The sequence below is a fragment of the Duganella flavida genome (assembly GCF_009857445.1).
GTDB lineage: Bacteria > Pseudomonadota > Gammaproteobacteria > Burkholderiales > Burkholderiaceae_D > Rugamonas > Rugamonas flavida.
The window spans coordinates 39543-53249 of sequence record NZ_WWCN01000011.1 but is presented as its reverse complement, the minus strand read 5'-3'; the positions used below and the strand labels follow the sequence as shown (position 1 = coordinate 53249).

Below are 13707 nucleotides of genomic sequence, written 5' to 3'. Positions count from 1 at the left end.
GATTTCATTGTCTCTCTCATGCCGGAAGCCGAATGGTGGCGTACAGGCCGCCCTCCGGATGGTTCTCCAATATCAGTTGTCCGCCGTGCGCCTCGATGACGCCGCGCGCGATGCCGAGGCCCAGCCCCATGCCATTATCATTCTGTTCGCGGCCATGCTCAAGCCGCATGTAGGGATCGAACAAACTGGCCAGCGCATCCTCCGGCACGCCCGGTCCGTGATCGCGCACCGCAATCGCCACCGCCCCGGTTTCCGCGCGCGTGCTGATTTCGGCGCGCTTGCCATAGTACAGCGCATTATCCAGCAGGTTGCCGATCGCCCGTTTCAGCGCCAGCGGCTTGCCGCGCACCGTCAGGCCGGATTCTTCATAGCCCACCTCATGCCCCGCCAGCCGCGCGCTGCGCACCATGCGTCCCAGCAGCGCATCGAGCTTGATCTCGGCCGGGTTTTCGTGGATGTCGCTGTCCTTCACGCATTGCAGCGCGCCCTTGACCATCATATCCAGTTCGTCGAGGTCTTCTTCGAATTCGTTGCGCAGGACTTCGTCATCCAGCAGTTCGGAGCGCAGCTTGAGGCGCGTGATCGGCGTGCGCAAATCGTGCGAGATGGAGATGAACAAGCGCTCGCGGTCCTCGATATAGCGCTGGATGCGTTCGCGCATGGCGCTGAACGCGCGCGCCGTGTTGATGAATTCCCGGCTGCCCGTTTCCGGCAGCGGCGGCGCATGCTCGCCCTGCCCGAACGCACCGGCTGCATCGGATAGCGCCGCCAGCGGACGCGTAATCCAGCGCACCACCAATAAGCACAGCAGCAGCACCGCCGCCAGCGACAGTCCTTGCAGCGCAAGCCGGTCCCACGCCCACGGATCGTTCCCACTCAAAAAATACGGATTGGGCATCAGCGCCGCCATGTACAGCCAGTTGCCCGGTTCAAGCTCCGTCTGGATCACCAGTATCGGCGCGGGTTCCGGCTGCACCAGCAGGATGTGCTGGACCCAGGCATCGGGCAAATCGCTCAGGTGCGCGTCTTCCGACACCACCAGCTGATCCGGCCAGGCGAAGGCCAGCTGCGCGGCCGGCAAATGCGGCAAGTCGCCTTTCAGCGTTGCGCCCAACGTGGTCTTCACGCTTTCCGCCAGCGGGTGTGGTGCAATCTCTTTAACCGGAACGTAGGCGTGATTGAGGTGAACGAAGAAGCGCGTGCCGCCCATCTCCCGCATCTGCTGGATCACCAGCACACGATAACTGAGGGGCAGGCTACGGTAAAAACGGATCGCGGCGGAGGCACTGTGCGCCACATACTGCGCCGCCGATTGCGCCTCCACTTGCGCCTTGGCGCGCAGCTGTCCGGCCCAGATGGCGTTGGCGACCAGCTGCGTCACCAGCAGACCGGCCACCATCACCAGCGTCAGACGGCCCAGCAGCGACGCTGGCCACAGGCTACGCAGCCGAGACATTGACTTCCGCCGAGAACACGTAGCCGGCGCCGCGCACCGTCTTGATCAAGGCCGGCTGCTTGCCGTCGTCGTTGAGGCGCAGGCGCAAACGGCTGATCTGCACGTCCAGCGAGCGGTCCAGCGGACCGGCGTCGCGGCCACGCGTCTCTTCGCACAGCAGGCTGCGGTCCAGAATCACGCCCGGATGTTCGACGAAATACTTCAGCAGCTGGAAGTCCAGTCCCGTCAACGCCAGCGGCGCGCCGGCGCTGTCGACCACTTTGCGCTCCTTGAGGTCCAGCGTGAAGCCAACGAAGCGGTAGTAGCGCACCGACGGCGTCTCCAGCGCCGCGCGCCGCAGGATGGCCTTAATGCGAGCCAGCAGTTCGCGCGGGCTATAAGGCTTGGCGATGTAGTCGTCAGCGCCCAGTTCCAGGCCGACGATGCGGTCCGTTTCATCGGAGCTGGCAGTCAGCATAATGATCGGCACATTAGAGCTCTGGCGTACCTGCTTGCACAGCGCGAAGCCGTCGGTATCCGGCAGCATCACGTCCAGTATTACCAGCGACAGCTGGTCGGCGTGCGTTTTCAGCTCGGCCAGGAAGCTCTCGCCGTCATGCGACAGCACTACCTCGTACTGGTTCTTCTCAAGATACGTCTTGAGCAGCACGCGGGTCTTTTGGTCATCGTCTACGATCAGTATCTTGCGCACCGAATGCTCCTTGGCTTCTGAGGTTAAACACGCGGAATAACACGCCAAGGCGACGCTGCGCGTCAGCCGGCGTGCTCCGGTCATCCAGAAAATAACGATGTATCTCAGCGATGATGGCGTCGCGGCTGGCTTCATCGGTCGCCATACGGTGCACCAGGCTAGGCGCCTGCACCGTGGCGCCCTGCGCGAAGGCGCTCCACGAAGCGCGCGCGCAGCTGTCCATGCGCGCCGGGTCAGCGTCACGCCGCACCGGCACCGAGCCTTTGAGGTAGTTGTACTCCACCTGCACCGGCGGCGATACCAGCAACCGCGCCATCTTTTCCTGCGCCGGCATGTGGCGGTATTCGCCGGCAAACATGGTGAAGGTGTCGACGCTGTAGAGATGATATTGGGCGGTGCCCGGCGCCGTGCCGCAAGCGTAGTCCTCGTCCAGCAGCATGCCCATGTCGCGCAGTTCGGGCTTGGCCCAGTCGCCCATTATCATCATGGCTGCTTCACGCCGCGCGAACTGGCGCGCCACCTCCGGCCACGAACGCTCTTCGAGCGCACCAGTGCTCCAGCCTTTGATTGTGCGCAGGCGCTGCAATGCTTCTGCCGTGCGTTTGTCCGCAGCAGCAGCCGGATCGCGCTTGACGAACAGCTGGCGATAAAATTCAGGCCCGCTTTCGGCCAGCACAAGATTTTCAAACAGCGCAGCCACCTGCCACGCTTCGCTGCTCTGCGCCAGCGGCACGATGCCCGCAGCTTTCAACTTTTGCGCGGCCGCTTCAAAATCGGCCCAGCTTTGCGGCGGCGCGATCTTCTGCTGCGCCAGCAAGGCGCGGTTATAAAACAAAGTATTGACACGATGGATGCCGACCGGCGCCGCCACCACATGCTTGCGGTGCGTGATAAGAGTTTGAACGGTCGGGAACAGCGTCCCGTTCCAGTTGCCGGCACTGGCGACGTTGTCGATTTCCAGCAGCAGGCCCAGGTCGGCCCACTCAGCGATTGACACACCGATCATTTGCGCCACTTCCGGCGCATCGCCGGCCAGCACGCGGCTCTTCAGCACCTTGCCGGCACCGAGGCCCGCGCCGCCGGGAATCGCGGCGTCCTTCCATTCGATGCCCTCTTCCGCTGCGCGCGCGGCCAGCGCGTTGGCGGCTTTGCGTTCGCTCGGCGACGTCCACCAGTGCAGTACTTGCAGGGTCGCCGCTGCCTGCACACTTTGCGCAAGCAAGCAGGCCGCCAACAGGCTGCAGATGGAACGAACGCGGAACCGGATCACTCAACATCCCAAATCGAAATAATGACACGATTGTAATAGAAAAAAGCCCGATGCCATACAGGCAATCGGGCTTGCGATGCTATGAAATCGCTATCAGAACTTGGCTTTCACGCCGATGCTGTAGCGCGCGCCGTTTTCATACACGCCGACCGGCAAACCATCGGTGGTATTGGTGCGGATGACTTCATTCCCAATGTTCACCGCCGTCAGGTACACCGAGACTTTCGGCGTGATGTCCCAGCTAGCCGATGCATCCCACTGGCCGTAGGCGCTGGTCACATCCTGGCCGCCTTCATCCAGCGCACCGTAGGACTTGGAACGGTAGTTGTACGACAGGCGTGCGCTGTAGCCGTTCTTCTCCCAGAAGCCAGTGACGTTGGCCTGGTTGCGCGAGTTGCCGATCACATTCAGCTTACGGCCCGCCGCATTGGCACCGGTCTTGGCATCGGTGAAGGTGTAGTTGACGATAGCGCCGAAACCGCTGCTGAACGCCTGCTGCCATTGCAGTTCCAGCCCGTTGACGGTGGCGCCGTTGTTGGCGTTGTACGGACGGGTGACGGAGCGCGTGACACCAGCCACGTTCTCGCTGGCGGTCTGCGTGTAGATGAAAGTATCCAGCTTTTTGACGAACACGGTGGCAGACAGCAGCGAGGCATCGGCGTAATACCACTCGGTGCCGATTTCACCTTGATTGGCGTGGAATGGCTTGAGCAGCGGGTTGCCGGCGGTGGCGGCGTTGGTAGTGCCACTTACCTCCGTACTGGCGCTCAAATCGCTGTAAGTATTACGCGCCATCACGCGTGCAATCGCGCCTCGCACCAGCAGTTCTTTGCTGACGTTGTAGACCGCGTTCAGGTTAGGCAGCACGTCGGTGTAGCTGCGTTTAACGTCGCCCAGCACATAGTTACCGTTGCCGCTCAGGTCTTGGTAGGCCTCGGAGGTTTGGTCAGTCTTGACCACGCGGGCGCCGAAGTCGCCGCGCCATTGGCCGGTTGCGAAGTCGGCGCGCAGGTAGGTCGCGTAGATTTTCTCCTTGATCTTGTAGTACTCGCCCTTGGCTTCGGCGTACGTCATGGCCTTGTCGTACATGGTGAAACCTTTGGAAGCGGCCAGGCCATCATCCACCCATGCATACTGCGTCAGCGAGCCGGCGGTGGCGGCTTCCTGGCTCAGTTTTGGCGAAGCGCCGGTCGATAGATCCGCCAGCGAGTATGAGATCCAGCCAGGGCTGCCCGGACCGGCGGTGCCGATGATGCGGCGGTTCTGCACCGTGGTGTCGCGCAGTTTTCCGCCCACCTTGATCGATTTGAAGAAATCGCCGTTCAGGTCCAGCGTCAGGTCGCCCTGTGCGTAGTTTTCCTTGGTCTCCATGCGGCGCACCCAGTCGCGCGCACTTTGCAGCGTCAACTTGCTTGGATCGAGCGGGCTGATATCCTGGTATTTGACCTCGTAGGTATCCGGCGCGATGTTAAAGGTGGTGCGGGTATTCCCGACAAACCAGAAGTTGCGGTCATGGTTGCTGCCGCCGGAGCCTTTGGTGGTGCCGGCCTGGCCGTGGAACTTCCAGTTGTCCGCATCGTAGGTACCTTCCAGGTCCAGCACTTCCGACTTCACGTACGACTGGCGGAAGATAGGCTCGAACGACACGCCACCGGTTGGGCCAACGGTGCCGCCGACCAGTGCTTTGGTGCCGTCCGAAGTGGTAATGAACTTCGGATTAGTGACCTGGATATTGCCCTTGGCATCCGCCAAGCCGCCCGCTTCCCACAGATAGTTCTGGTTGCTGTTGTCCATGCTCATATCAGAGTTCATGTAGTTCAGCGAGATGTCGGTGTTGGCGTTCGGGCGCGCCTGCAAGGTCAAGTTGCCGGTGGTGCGCTCGCGGTCCTGCCGGAAGATGGCCGAACCACCACCCCACGATGCATAGGCGCCCGGCGTTACTGCGCCATTCTGGTCGACGATGTTGTACTTGGTCGAATCGGTGAAGTTTTCCAGACCGTCGCGGCGCATAGTGCGTTTCTGCTTGCTGATCGCCAGCAGCGCGCCAAAGGTCTTCTGGTCATTGGTCCAGCTGATCAGGCCAGACAACTGTGGATCGGTTTTCTTCGGCAGCGCGCTGTAAGTCGCTTCCACCGAAGCCTGCGCCACGAAAGACTTGAGCTGGAACGGCTTGCGAGTCTTCACGTTGACCAAGCCGCCGATCGAACCTTCATCCAGATCCGCCGAAGGGCTCTTGTAGACATCGATGCTGCCCACCAGTTCCGAGGCGAGGATGTCGTAGTTGAAGCCACGGCTTTGCGAATCGTTCTTCCACCAGTATCCAGAAGCCACTGCCTGGCCATTCAGCTGCGTGAGGTTGAGGTTTTTGTCGGTGCCGCGCACAAAAATGTCGCGGCCTTCGCCCCAGGTGCGGTCCACCGAAATACCCGGCACGCGCTGGAGCGAGTCAGCCACGTTCTTGTCTGGAAACTTGCCCACTTCTTCCGCAGTGACCGTGTCGATCACATTGCCCGCATCGCGCTTCTCGGCGAGATTGTGCTTGAGGCGTTCGCGGATACCGCGCACTTCCACGGTGTTGGCTTCTGCAGCCGGTACAGCATCGCTGGCTTGCGCCGCTTGCGCTTCTTCTGCGACCGCTTCCGCCGCGTGGACCTGCGCGATCATGCCGCCGCCCAGCGCCAGTGCGATCACGTGAGGTAGTATTTTTTTCTTTAGTACCGGCTTGCTCATTCAATTCTCCCTGTTTTTTGAAAAGTAAAAGAACTCCCGTGGTATCAAGCGCTGCGCATCAAGCCGCGCGGCGCCGACACCATATTTCCGGGGCGGAGGCGCCGCCGCGCCTCGCCCTTTTCGTCAAACACGTGGAAGGCAGTACTCTCGGCCGAGAAGGTGATGGACTGTCCCGGCGCGACATGGCGTTCGCCATCCCCGCGTATTACTACGTCTTCCCTGCCTTCGTGGCAGACGTAGATGTAATTGGCTTCGCCCAGGTGTTCGACCACACTGACCTCGCCGGTGAAAACTTCCGAACCGCTGCGCGATTCGCTGATGTGCTCCGCCCGTAGGCCGAGCGTGACTTTGTCGCCTGCCTGCATGCCGCTACCGTCGACCGCAGCGCGCACAGTCTCGCCGCCCTCCAGCAGCACTGAGACGCCACCGGCATGCGCATCGATCACGCTACCGGCCATGAGATTCATTTTGGGCGAGCCGATAAAACCCGCCACGAACAGGTTGCACGGCTGCTGGTACAAGTCCAGCGGTGAGCCAGCCTGCTGGATATGCCCTTCGTGCATGACGACGATCTTGTCGCCCAAGGTCATCGCCTCCACCTGGTCGTGCGTGACGTAGACGATGGTGGCGTCCAGCTGGCGATGCAGCTTGGCGATTTCGAGCCGCGTCTGCACCCGCAAAGCGGCATCCAGATTGGAGAGCGGTTCATCGAACAGGAACAGCTGCGGCTCACGCACGATGGCGCGACCGATAGCCACGCGCTGCCGCTGGCCGCCAGACAGCTCGCGCGGCAGCCGCTCCAACAAGTGATCGATTTTCAGGATGGCGGCCGCTTCGCCGATGCGCTGCTTGATCGCCGCCTTGTCCTTACCCGCCACTTTGAGGCCGAAAGCCATGTTCTGGTACACCGTCATATGCGGATACAGCGCATAGCTCTGGAACACCATCGCAATACCACGTTCCGCTGGCGGCAGATCATTCACCGTACGCTCGCCGATTTGCATGGTGCCGCCAGTGATGCTCTCCAAACCGCACAGCATGCGCAGCAGCGTGGATTTTCCGCAGCCCGACGGCCCAACCAGCACCACGAATTCGCCATGCGCGATGTCCAGATCAATGCCGGCCAATACGTCGCTCTTGCCGTCATACGATTTGCGCAGCTGTTTTAAACTTACACTTGCCATTGCGGGACTTCTCCTTATTTCACAGCGCCTGCCGTCAGGCCGCGTATCAGTTGGCGCGAGAACAGCGCGTACAAAACCAGCATCGGGATCACTGCCAACGACAGCGCCGCCAGCACCGAATTCCAGTCCGTGACGTACTGCCCGATAAATTGCTGCACGCCCAGCGTGACAGTCTTGGTGCGGTCGGACGGCGCGAGGATCAGCGGGAACCACAGGTCATTCCAAGCCGGGATCATGGTGAACACCGCCACCGTTGCAATCGCAGGCCGTATCAGCGGCAGCACCACCTGGAAGAAGATGCGCACTTCACCGACGCCGTCGCAACGCGCCGCGTCCTTCAACTCCGTTGGTACCTGCCGCATAAATTCGGACAGGATCATCACCGCCAACGGCAGTCCCTGCGCCGTGTACACCAGCACCAACGCCGTCAGCGTGTTGACCAGATCCAGCTTGACCATCAGCTCCAGTATCGACACCGTGCCAAGCCGGATCGGGATCATGATGCCAAACGCAAGGAACAGCATCAGCACGCGGTTGCCCTTGAAGCTGTATTCCGACAGCGCCCACGCAGCCATCGCTCCAAACAGCAGGATGCAGAACAGCGCAGCCAACGTAACGACCAGGCTATTGCCGAAATAAAGCAGAAAGTTAGTGCTGGCGAGGACCTTCTGGAAGCCGACAAAGGTCAGCGATGCCATCGTCGGCAGCGCCAGCGGATCGTCAAAAATCGCCTCGCGCGACTTGACCGAATTAATCAGGATCAGCGCAATCGGGAACAGCGCCAGCACCGTGTACGCCATCAGTGCACCGTGGACCATCAAGCGGTTCTTCATAATGCGAACCTCGTCAAACGGCGCTGCACGCCAACAAAATAAACGCCCACGCCAGCCAGGATCACCAGGAACATCAGCGTGGCGACGGCGGAGCCGAGATAGGCATTGCCCACCTGCGCCTGATAGCCGAAGAAGGTCCGGTAGAACAAGGTTCCCAAAATGTCGGTCGAATAATTCGGCCCCGCCAACGCCCCCTTGATTGAGTAGATCAAATCAAACGCATTGAAGTTGGCGACGAAGGTCAGGATGGTGACAAGACCCAGCGTCGGATAAATCAGCGGCAGCTTGATTTGCCAGAAGATGCGCATGGCGCTGGCGCCCTCCACGTGCGCCGCCTCCACGATTTCATCCGGCACCGCCAGCAACGCCGCGTAGATCAGCATCATCGGCATGCCGATGTACTGCCACACCGAGACCATCGAAATCGCTACCAGCGCGCTCTCCTCCTCGCCCAGCCACGGCGCGAAGAAATCGGCCAGGCCGGCAAAGCCCATCAGCTTCTCGCCCACGCCCCACAGCGGCGACAGGATCAATTGCCAGATAAAGCCGATGATCACCACTGACAGCAGCGTCGGCAAAAAGATCAGCGTGCGGTAGGTGCGCGCGCCGCGCAGCCCTTTCAAACTAAACAAAGTGGCCAGCAACAGGCCGATAGGATTTTGCAGCAGCATATGCAGGCAAAAGAACTTGGCGTTATTGACCATGGCATTCCAGAAGCCTGCAGACCAGTCAGGATCCAGCAGCACCGTGCGGAAGTTATCGAGGCCGGCGAATGCCGCGCGGCCGCTATCGTCGGCGACGAAGAAGCCCTGCCCCAGCGTCTGCACCAGCGGCAGCGCGCTAAACACGCCATAGATCAGCAATGCCGGCGCCAGGAAGAGCAGCAACTGCCAGGGCCGCACCGTATTCACAACATGCTTCAAAACCACCTCCAGAATTCGGACAAAAAAAACCGGCGCCGCGCCCGGCGCCGGCCAACTGGATCACACGTAATCAGTGGGAGGGATTCTGTGTGACGCTACTTTTGCTGTGGTTTGTACCACTTGGCAAAACCGTTCTGCAGCCGTATCGCCGCATCCTTCGGCGCCAGCTTGCCGTTCAAAACCTGCGAGTTGATATTCCAAAGTTCGCTCTCCATGCTCGGTTGGCCACGATTCAGCACCTGCGCATTGAAGCGAATGGTGGAGGCGCAGCTGTTGCGCCACTCCGCCATTTGCTTGGCCACCGGATCGCGCACCGAAATCAAATGGTTCGACAGTGAGAAGAAGCCGGTGACGCGGTTGGTGTAGATATCCGCAAACTCCTGCGATCCCACCCACGCCAGGAACTTGAAGGCGTCATCCTTGTTGCGGGACTTTTTGTTGATGCCGATGCCGATGTCCATGTGATCCGAGATGAAGCAGGCATCGCCCGCCTTGCGTACCGGCGGCGCAAACGCGCCCAGCTCCAGTCCCGGCGTCTGGCTGAAATACGAGATATCCCAAGAGCCGCTCGGATAGATGGCGGCGCGGCCCAGCGCAAACTGGTTCTGGCTGTCGCCATAGGTTTGCGCGCTGGCGCCGCGACCGAGGTAGCCACCCATGCGCTGCTCGAATTGCAGTGCTTCGACAAACGGTGCATCGGTCAGTTTGGCCTTGCCGGCGATGAGCGCCTTGCGCCCTTCCTCACCACGCCAGAAGTTAGGACCGATATTGGTATAAACCATTTGGCTCGATTCCCACTGGTCGGCAGTGCCCAGCGCCAGCGGCGTCACGCCGGCCTTTTTCAGCGTTTCGAGCAAGGAGAAAAATTCGTCCACCGTTTGCGGTGGCTGCAGATTGAGCTTCTTGAAGATCTTCTTGTTATATAAAAAACCGTGGATCACCGAGGCCACCGGCATGCAGAAGGTATCTTTGCCGTCGTCGGTCTGCCATGCCACCGTGGCCGTCGGCGCAAAGTTCTGCATTCCGGCCTTGCCGTCCAGTTTTTCGAGATGGCCTTTTTTGTACAACGACAGCGATACATCGAACGGGCGGCAGGCGATCAAGTCGCCGGCGGTGCCACCGGCCAGCCGAGCGGCCAGGCTGGAGTCGTACTCGGTCGGCGCGGTTGGCGCGAACTTCACCTCGATGCCCGGATGGTTTTTTTCGAACGCCGGGATCAGCACCTTCTCCCACAGCGTCTTGTCGTCCACGCGCCAGCTCTCGATCACCAGCGTGCCGGCACGGGCGGCTGGTGCGGAGCACAGGGCGAGCATCAAAGCGTATCGGAGCAAGCGGCGGAGCGGCATTCGTAAGTCCCTTTCATAACAGCGATGGGACCATCTTAGCTTGCCTTTTACGTAACAGCACCTGCGCTACCGCGATAGCTAAGCCATTGAATTTATTGGCTTCGTCTTTCGCAGCGATTACATTTCCTAACGCCGCAGGGTACAGCCGCGCCGCGCGCTGCAACGCTACGCAAGAAAAGCTTACAAAACTTAACAAAAAGGTGGAGGCGACTGTTGTAAGGCGCGATCTACGCCTTGCTTCTCACCAGTTCCAGCCACGCGCGCGCGGCGAAGGACAGCTGGCCGCCGCGCCGCCAGGCCAGCATCAGCTTCCAATCGAGCGACGGCTCCGTCAACTTGGCGATGGTGAACTGGCCCTGCTCCAGCGTGTCGCAGAAAACCTTGGGCAGCAGCGTAACGCCCACACCCAGCCGCACCAGCGACGCTACAAAGTCCCATTGGCCGCTACGGCTACTAATGCGCGGCGTGAATCCCGCGCGCTGGCAGGCGTCGGCGATAATGTCATTCAGCGCGAAACCTTCGCCATAAAAAATGAAGGCGCTATCGGCCAACTCGCGCAAGGCCACGCGCTTGCGGCCGCGCCATGCGGAGTCCTTGGGCGCCAGCAGGCACATAGGCGATCGCACCAGCGGGAAGGAGTCGAACTCCTGCCAGATCTCCTGATTGGCCGGGTGGTCCAGCAAGGTCCCCATTTCCAGCACGCCGCTGCGCAGGTCTGTTTCTATGCTCTGCGAACCGCCTTCAAACAGTTTGAGTTCAATCTGCGGATGGCGGCGATGGTAGGCGGCCAGCAGTGGCGCCAGCGGTGCGTGTGCTTGCTGGGTCACGCCGATGCGCAGGTCGCCGCGACGCAGCTGCTGCAGGTCTTGCAGCTCCACGCCCATTTCTTCGTGCATGGCGAGCAGCGCGCGACCGCGTTGCAGGACTACGTGACCGGCGTCGGTCAGGGTAAAGCGCTTGCCGGTGCGCTCCAACAGGGTGAGGTCGAGCGACTGTTCCAGTTGCTGAATCATTTTGCTGACTGTGGGCTGGGTCACGTGCAGCGCTTCCGCCGCGCGGCTGAAGCTTTGACGGTCGACGACAGCGACGAAATAGCGCAGCGCGCGGATGTCCATGATCTATTCCAATCTAGAATGATTTTCATAATTTTAATTCATTTCATCTTTGATTCTGCTCCGCCTAGAATGGCATGATGAAACGTATTGCCTTTACATTGATGCAGGTGCTCGGGCTGATCGCGGCGTGGTATGCGGCGGATCGCGCGGCAGCCTGGCTCGGATTACCCTTTTCCGGCGGCGTGGTTGGCCTGCTGGTGATGGTCGCGCTACTGCTGGGCGGCGTACTGCGGCCCACCGCGATTGAACAGGGCGCGGACTGGCTGCTGTCGAATATGCTGCTGTTCTTCATTCCCCTGGTGGTGTCGGTGGTGCAGTTCACTGGTTTGCTGAAGGAAGACGGCTGGCGGCTGTTCGCTGCCATCGGCATCGGCTTCACCTGCGTGATGATTGCTACTGCGTTGACAGTGGAGTGGGTATGCCGTTTTGAGCGCGGCCTGCGTTTGCGCCGCCTGCGCAAAGAGCGTGGTTTGCCATGAAGCCGTTGTTGTTCCTGCTGCTGACGCTTGGCCTGTTCTACGCTAACCTGGCTTTGCACAAGCGTTATCCGCGCTGGTGGCTGACACCGGCCATCGCCACATCGGCAGTGCTGATCGCAGCGGTGCAGTTGTCGGCCACACCCTTCCCCGTCTACTTCGGCGACACGCGCTGGCTGTCGTGGCTACTGGGCCCGGCGACGGTGGCGTTTGCGCTGCCGATCTACCAGTATCGCGAATTAATCAAGCAGCATTGGTTGGCGCTGACCTTGGGTAGCGTGGCCGGCATCATTGCGTCGCTGGGCAGCACGCTGCTGCTGGACCGCCTGCTTGGCCTGCACGGCAGCATGGCGCAAAGCCTGCTGGCGCGCTCGGTCTCGACGCCGTTTGCGCTGGAAGCCACGCGTCATCTGGGCGGCTCGGCGCAGCTGACCGGCGTGTTTGTGATCATCACAGGCTTGTTCGGAATCCTGCTTGGGCAAGTGCTGTTGGCCCGCTTGCCGCTACGGATGCGGATTGCGCGCGGTGCGCCATATGGCGCAGCGGCGCATGGTTTTGGATTGAGCAAAGCACGCGCTATCGGCGCGCAGGAAGGTGCGGTCGCCAGTCTCACCATGATTTTCAGCGGTGTGCTGATGGTGCTACTGGCGCCGCTGCTGGGGCACCTGCTTACCAGTGCATGACGGCGCGCACTTGCGGCAGCAGGTCGTTGGCGATGCTGATGCTTTGCTCTTTGGTAGGGTGGCTGTCCACACTGTCGCCGGGGTAGCCGGTAGAGGCGATGGCGTGCACGCGCTGGTCGCCAACTACGCGCACGGTTTCCGCAATGTAGCTGCGTAGCGCAGCCTGTTTTTCATTCTGCAGCATGGCGCCTTCAGTGAGCATGATCTGCGCTTGCGGATGGTCTTGCAGCAGCGTGCGTACCAGCTTGACGTAGGCTTGCACGTAAGGCTCGCGCTCAACGATGCCGCTACTCATGTCATTGGTGCCGATGGCGACCACGATGGCGTCCGGCCGGTAGCCGCGCTGGTCCCACGGCACAGATGCAGGCTGCGTCGGCAGCGCCATATTGTAGTAGTCGGCCAGATTGAGGTCATCCGTCTTGCCATCCCAGGTGCGGACCAGCCCACGGCCGCCGTAGCACACCAGTTGCACTTGGGCGTTAAGCTGCTTCGCCATCAGCATGCCGTAGCTGGCGCGCGGGTTGGCCCATGATGCACCGGCTTTCTTTTCGCCGGCCACGCGGTCGACCGCCGCGCCACAGGTGATGGAGTCACCCAGCAGGAGCAGCTTACGGTCCGGGAGCGCTGGCGCGTCGCGCCATGCGCCATCGGTGTCGAAGCTAAGTAGCGCGGCATTGCCTTGCCACGTTTCCGAGCGGTTGACGATTTCCACCGTGTGCGGGCCAGCCGGCAAACCTTCGGCCAGCGCCATCGACTGGCGGCCCGCGCCGAGATGAATCCTGCGTTCAGCGCCGTCTACAATCACGTCAAGATAACTCTGGTCACCGCTGGCTTGCGCAACGGCGCCTAGGCGAGTTCCTTCAAAATTCAGGAAGAAGCTGACGCCGGGATAGCTGAACCGCACGCCGCCATCCGCCTCCACCGCAGCGCGCCCCATGCGGGTAACGTGCGGATCGGCGGCGGTGATCGAGGCTGCGAGAATGGCGGCGGCAAAAAACAT

The 13707-nt window shown here is 61.0% G+C and carries 12 protein-coding genes; 2 read left to right on the top strand and 10 right to left on the bottom strand.

Annotated elements, in window-relative coordinates; genetic code table 11:
* Window positions 1-16 precede the first annotated feature (16 nt).
* From GTP46_RS17510 to GTP46_RS17470, 9 genes are all read right to left on the bottom strand, one after another.
* Window positions 17-1456 (bottom strand): ATP-binding protein, encoded by a 1440-nt coding sequence (locus tag GTP46_RS17510; protein ID WP_161007927.1) that lies wholly within the window; start codon window positions 1454-1456, stop codon window positions 17-19.
* The gene (locus GTP46_RS17505; RefSeq protein WP_161007926.1) at window positions 1440-2147 is read right to left on the bottom strand and encodes a response regulator; all 708 of its coding nucleotides are present in this window, start codon (window positions 2145-2147) and stop codon (window positions 1440-1442) included. The genes GTP46_RS17510 and GTP46_RS17505 overlap by 17 nt, the downstream gene beginning before the upstream one ends.
* A complete protein-coding gene (locus GTP46_RS17500; RefSeq protein ID WP_229258997.1) occupies window positions 2119-3369 on the bottom strand; it encodes an ABC transporter substrate-binding protein in 1251 nt (416 codons plus the stop codon). Before GTP46_RS17500 ends, GTP46_RS17505 begins: the two co-directional genes overlap by 29 nt.
* Window positions 3370-3510: 141 nt before the next feature.
* Window positions 3511-6147 carry a TonB-dependent receptor gene (locus GTP46_RS17495; protein ID WP_161007925.1) on the bottom strand — a complete coding sequence of 879 codons (2637 nt, stop codon included), beginning with the start codon at window positions 6145-6147 and terminating at the stop codon, window positions 3511-3513.
* A 44-nt stretch (window positions 6148-6191) separates the two neighbouring features.
* Window positions 6192-7331, bottom strand: coding sequence for an ABC transporter ATP-binding protein (locus GTP46_RS17490; protein WP_161007924.1), 1140 nt, complete (start codon window positions 7329-7331; stop codon window positions 6192-6194).
* A gap of 14 nt (window positions 7332-7345) precedes the next feature.
* Window positions 7346-8164: a carbohydrate ABC transporter permease gene (locus GTP46_RS17485; RefSeq protein ID WP_161007923.1), complete on the bottom strand. Its 819-nt coding sequence runs from the start codon at window positions 8162-8164 to the stop codon at window positions 7346-7348.
* Window positions 8161-9075 (bottom strand): carbohydrate ABC transporter permease, encoded by a 915-nt coding sequence (locus GTP46_RS17480; RefSeq protein ID WP_161008084.1) that lies wholly within the window; start codon window positions 9073-9075, stop codon window positions 8161-8163. Before GTP46_RS17480 ends, GTP46_RS17485 begins: the two co-directional genes overlap by 4 nt.
* A gap of 107 nt (window positions 9076-9182) precedes the next feature.
* Complete coding sequence (locus GTP46_RS17475; RefSeq protein ID WP_161007922.1) at window positions 9183-10433, bottom strand: ABC transporter substrate-binding protein; 1251 nt, start codon at window positions 10431-10433, stop codon at window positions 9183-9185.
* 227 nt (window positions 10434-10660) lie between these two features.
* Window positions 10661-11548 (bottom strand): LysR family transcriptional regulator, encoded by an 888-nt coding sequence (locus tag GTP46_RS17470; RefSeq protein WP_161007921.1) that lies wholly within the window; start codon window positions 11546-11548, stop codon window positions 10661-10663.
* Window positions 11549-11622: 74 nt separating this feature from the next.
* Between GTP46_RS17470 and GTP46_RS17465 the strand changes: the two genes are divergently transcribed.
* Together GTP46_RS17465 and GTP46_RS17460 are read left to right on the top strand one after the other, a co-directional pair.
* Complete coding sequence (locus GTP46_RS17465; RefSeq protein WP_229258996.1) at window positions 11623-12027, top strand: CidA/LrgA family protein; 405 nt, start codon at window positions 11623-11625, stop codon at window positions 12025-12027.
* A complete protein-coding gene (locus tag GTP46_RS17460; protein ID WP_161007920.1) occupies window positions 12024-12707 on the top strand; it encodes an LrgB family protein in 684 nt (227 codons plus the stop codon). The genes GTP46_RS17465 and GTP46_RS17460 overlap by 4 nt, the downstream gene beginning before the upstream one ends.
* Here GTP46_RS17460 and axe2C read toward each other — a convergent pair.
* Entirely contained in the window at window positions 12694-13707 is a 1014-nt protein-coding gene (gene axe2C / locus GTP46_RS17455) for a bifunctional acetylxylan esterase/glucomannan deacetylase AxeC2 (protein ID WP_161007919.1), read from the bottom strand. The two genes, GTP46_RS17460 and axe2C, sit on opposite strands and share 14 nt — an antisense overlap.

Coding starts and splice junctions, on each gene's coding strand:
- GTP46_RS17475 (WP_161007922.1), bottom strand. CDS start 10,433: ATGCCGCTCCGCCGCTTGCTCCGATACGCTTTGATGCTCGCCCTGTGC.
- GTP46_RS17460 (WP_161007920.1), top strand. CDS start 12,024: ATGAAGCCGTTGTTGTTCCTGCTGCTGACGCTTGGCCTGTTCTACGCT.
- GTP46_RS17495 (WP_161007925.1), bottom strand. CDS start 6,147: ATGAGCAAGCCGGTACTAAAGAAAAAAATACTACCTCACGTGATCGCA.
- GTP46_RS17510 (WP_161007927.1), bottom strand. CDS start 1,456: ATGTCTCGGCTGCGTAGCCTGTGGCCAGCGTCGCTGCTGGGCCGTCTG.
- axe2C (WP_161007919.1), bottom strand. CDS start 13,707: ATGTTTTTTGCCGCCGCCATTCTCGCAGCCTCGATCACCGCCGCCGAT.
- GTP46_RS17465 (WP_229258996.1), top strand. CDS start 11,623: ATGATGAAACGTATTGCCTTTACATTGATGCAGGTGCTCGGGCTGATC.
- GTP46_RS17490 (WP_161007924.1), bottom strand. CDS start 7,331: ATGGCAAGTGTAAGTTTAAAACAGCTGCGCAAATCGTATGACGGCAAG.
- GTP46_RS17485 (WP_161007923.1), bottom strand. CDS start 8,164: ATGAAGAACCGCTTGATGGTCCACGGTGCACTGATGGCGTACACGGTG.
- GTP46_RS17470 (WP_161007921.1), bottom strand. CDS start 11,548: ATGGACATCCGCGCGCTGCGCTATTTCGTCGCTGTCGTCGACCGTCAA.